Origin of the sequence: Steroidobacter sp., assembly GCF_036406195.1 — a bacterium.
Lineage (GTDB): Bacteria > Pseudomonadota > Gammaproteobacteria > Steroidobacterales > Steroidobacteraceae > Steroidobacter.
This window is the reverse complement of record NZ_DASWVW010000041.1, coordinates 1-3,025: the sequence shown is the minus strand read 5'-3', so window position 1 is coordinate 3,025 and position 3,025 is coordinate 1. Positions and strand designations below refer to the sequence as shown.

Sequence of the window (3,025 nt, the reverse complement as noted above, 5' to 3'; positions counted from 1 at the left end):
GACCTCAACGAGCACGCCACGCAGAGCGAATTCGTCTACGTCCACAAATGGACGCTGCATGACCTCGTGATGTGGGACAACCGCCAGACCATGCACCGCGTGCGCCGCTACGACCAGTCGCAGCCCCGCGACATGCGCCGCGCGACGGTAGCGGGAACGGCGCCCACGGTGGCGCAGCAGGCGGCGGAGTGAACCTGCGCTGTCGTCCCTGCGAAAGCAGACCCGTAACCACAGGGCTTGGTCGTTGAAGCGAGCCGGGGCTCCAGCTTCGCGTAACAATGACGATTTGACGTTATGGGTCCTGGCTCGCGCTTCGCTTGGCCGGGGCGACAGTTGAGTGTGCCGCTAGCGGCTAGGCGTGTCCCGCATCGCCCGACAGCATGCCGGGATCGATGCCGATCTTGCGCAGCGCGCGCGGGTATTTTTCCTCGATCGCGCTGCCGAACACGAGGTCGGGATCGGCCGGGCAATGCAGCCAGCCATTGTGCTGGATCTCGGTTTCCAACTGGCCCGGTGCCCAGCCGGCATAACCCAGCGCCAGGATGGCGTGCTTGGGACCTGCGCCCTTCGCGATCGCCTTCAAGATGTCGACGGTTGCGGTGAGGCAGATGTCGTCGTCGATCCGCAGCGTCGCATCCTGGATGAAGAAGTCGCTGGAATGCAGCACGAAACCGCGTCCGGTATCGACCGGACCGCCCTTCAGCACCTGCATCGGCTCGCCATGGTCGGGCACCTTGATCTGGTCCGCGCTCTTGATGATGTCGAGCTGCATCAAAAGCTGCGGAAAGTCGATGCTCCCTGCAGGATGATTGACGATGATGCCCATAGCGCCCTCGGCGGAATGCGCGCACAGGTAGATCACCGAACGCTCGAAGCGCGGGTCGCCCATCACGGGCATCGCGATCAGCATCTGGCCGTCGAGATAACCCTCGTCCGGCGCATTGTCCCCGATGCCGGCCTTGCGGCCCGGGCTCTTCGGTGCTTTGCCTTCAGGAGTCATCCGCAAAGCCTCTCGTCAACGCTACTATCCTGATATTGGGTGGCTCATCTGTCAATCAAGCTTGATGTCGTACATCACAAGCAATTCAATGGTTTGCGCCAAACCCAACCTGTAAAGACATGTCATGAACGTCATGGTTCCCTCCCGCGCCGCATTTGGCCTTGCCGCCACGTTGTTTGTCGCTTCGCTGGCGAGCGTTGCCAAAGCCGAAGATGCCTCGCCTTGGCAGCACGACGCGCATTCGGCGGTGCGGCTGCTGGCGGGCTCGCGCAGCGGCGGCGTGCTGCTCGGCGGTATCGCTATCCAGTTGCAGGATGGATGGAAAACCTACTGGCGCACGCCCGGCGATTCCGGCGTGCCGCCGCGCTTCGATTTCACCAAGTCGGACAATGTCGAGGCCGTGACGGTTTTGTGGCCCGCGCCGATGAAGTTCGACGACGGCGCCGGAGGCTTTTCGCTCGGCTACAAGAAACAAGTGGTGCTGCCGCTGCGAATTGTGGCGAAGAACAACGACAAGCCGGTGACGCTGCGCCTCCACATCAGCTACGCCGTCTGTGAGAAGATCTGCATCCCCGTCGAGGCCTCGAGCGATCTGACCTTCTCGAGCGTTGCCAGCACCGAGGACGGCAATCTCGCCGCCGCGCTCGACAGCGTGCCGAAACCGGCCAATATCGGCGATCCCACACCCGTGACGATCCGTGACGTCCGGCGCGAGGGCGCGAAGGGTGTGCTGGTCGACGTCGGTGCGCCCGAGGCAAAGGACGTCAGCCTGTTCGTCGAGGGTCCGACGCCGGACTGGGCGCTGCCTATCCCGAAACTGGTGGAGAACAGTCCGCCCGGCGTGAAGCGTTTTGCCTTCGATCTTGAAGGCCTGCCGCCGGGAGCCAAACCCGATGGCGCCGCGCTGAAGCTGACGCTGGTCGGCGGCGAACGGGCCTATGAGTTCAATGTGAACCTGGATTGAGGCGAAGCGTCATTCCGGGGCGATGCGTCAGCATCGAACTCTGGAGCGGCCTTGCGCTCCTGAGAATCTCGAAGTTCCACAGTGCGCAACCGCGCATTGGGGTTCGCGCTCCGCGCGCCCCGGAACGACAGCGGGGCCACCAAATCTTAACGGTTCGTTGATAGATCGGACGATGGCCGCGCCCCTTTGCGGCATTTCCGAGGACGATTCCTGCCGTGGCCGTGATGGACAGCCAATCCGCAACCGCTTCGCCTGCCGGCGTTCTTGCGCGGGTGAAGTCCCTGATCGGCGGCTCCAGCGAAGCTTCGGAGACAAAGCGTCTCGCCGCCATCATCTTCCTCATCCGCGTCGTCAGCGCCGTCATGGCCTATGGCGCGCAGATCCTGCTGGCGCGCTGGATGAGCACCTCGGATTACGGCGTCTACGTCTATGTGTGGACCTGGGTGCTGCTGCTTGGCAGCATGATGGATTTCGGCATCTCGGTGTCGGCACAAAAGCTCATTCCGGAATACCGCACGCGCGGCGAGCACGCGTTGCTGCGCGGCTTTCTCTCCGGCAGCCGCTGGCTGACCTTTGCGGTGTCCTCCGCCGTTTCGCTGCTGCTGGCCGGCCTCGTCACGCTGCTCACGCCCTGGATCGATGCGGCCGCCGTCGTGCCGCTCTATATCGGCTGCGCCACGCTGCCGGCCTTCGTGGTCGCCAACACGCAGGACGGGATCGCGCGTTCGCATGACTGGATGCGACTCGGGCTGATGCCGCAGTTCATCGTGAGGCAGACCCTGATCATCGGCTTCACGGCCGGCGCTTTCGCGCTCGGCTTCAATCTCGGCGCCATCGCCGCGATGCTCGCGAGTTTCGCCGCGGTGTGGCTTGCGATGCTTGGGCAGATGATCGTGCTCAACCGCCGCCTCGCCGACCACGTCGAGCCCGGCGCCAAGGCCTACGATATCCGCGGCTGGCTCGCGGTGTCGCTGCCGATCCTGCTGGTCGAGGGCTTCTACCTGCTGCTCTCCTATACCGACGTGCTGGTGTTGCAGCAGTTCCGCTCCTCCGAGGAGGTC

The 3,025-nt window shown here is 63.9% G+C and carries 4 protein-coding genes; 3 read left to right on the top strand and 1 reads right to left on the bottom strand.

Translation table 11 applies throughout. The features are described from left to right. Positions 1-192: TauD/TfdA dioxygenase family protein (locus tag VGE08_RS17730; RefSeq protein WP_331069244.1), on the top strand; the 192-nt coding region annotated here is incomplete at its 5' end. A 160-nt stretch (positions 193-352) separates the two neighbouring features. Here the strand turns inward: VGE08_RS17730 and VGE08_RS17725 are convergent. Then, positions 353-1,000 (bottom strand): YqgE/AlgH family protein, encoded by a 648-nt coding sequence (locus VGE08_RS17725; protein ID WP_331069243.1) that lies wholly within the window; start codon positions 998-1,000, stop codon positions 353-355. Positions 1,001-1,124: 124 nt separating this feature from the next. Between VGE08_RS17725 and VGE08_RS17720 the strand changes: the two genes are divergently transcribed. Next, positions 1,125-1,964, top strand: coding sequence for a protein-disulfide reductase DsbD domain-containing protein (locus tag VGE08_RS17720; RefSeq protein WP_331069242.1), 840 nt, complete (start codon positions 1,125-1,127; stop codon positions 1,962-1,964). Positions 1,965-2,188: 224 nt separating this feature from the next. Beyond that, the coding region (locus VGE08_RS17715; protein ID WP_331069245.1) for an oligosaccharide flippase family protein at positions 2,189-3,025 on the top strand (837 nt) is incomplete at its 3' end.